This window comes from Vibrio sp. 10N.222.49.C9, from assembly GCF_041474985.1.
Taxonomy (GTDB): Bacteria; Pseudomonadota; Gammaproteobacteria; order Enterobacterales; family Vibrionaceae; genus Vibrio; species Vibrio crassostreae_C.
This window is the reverse complement of the sequence record NZ_JBFRVD010000176.1, coordinates 1-335: the sequence shown is the minus strand read 5'-3', so window position 1 is coordinate 335 and position 335 is coordinate 1. Positions and strand designations below refer to the sequence as shown.

The 335-nt window shown below is 47.5% G+C and carries 1 pseudogene; it reads right to left on the bottom strand.

Going from position 1 to position 335, the window contains the following annotated elements:
* Window positions 1-126 precede the first annotated feature (126 nt).
* Window positions 127-335 (bottom strand): annotated as a pseudogene (locus AB4585_RS22600) (ABC transporter ATP-binding protein); the annotation flags it as partial.

Here is a 335-nt window from a genome sequence, read left to right as displayed (position 1 = left end):
GTATAGGAGAGCTTGGCATGTTGGTTAATGGCTAAAACACCCACCAATACCGAAATACCAAGGGACAGCCCAAGCCAGACTAAAATCATCTGCAATGGGTGCCGTTTGTAATGACCGAGTAGCGCTTTAGCTATGGGCCATAACATGCAGTTGTCCTCCTTGCAGACGCGCGGTCTTTTCCATATAGGCTGCGACTTTCTCACTGTGTGTCACCAGCAGTAAGGTGCAGTTAAATTCTTTAGTCAATGAAGAGAACAAGCGCATCACCGCTTCTGCGTTCTTTTCATCTAGGCTACCCGTTGGCTCATCTGCCAAAAGAATCGACGGTTCCATAT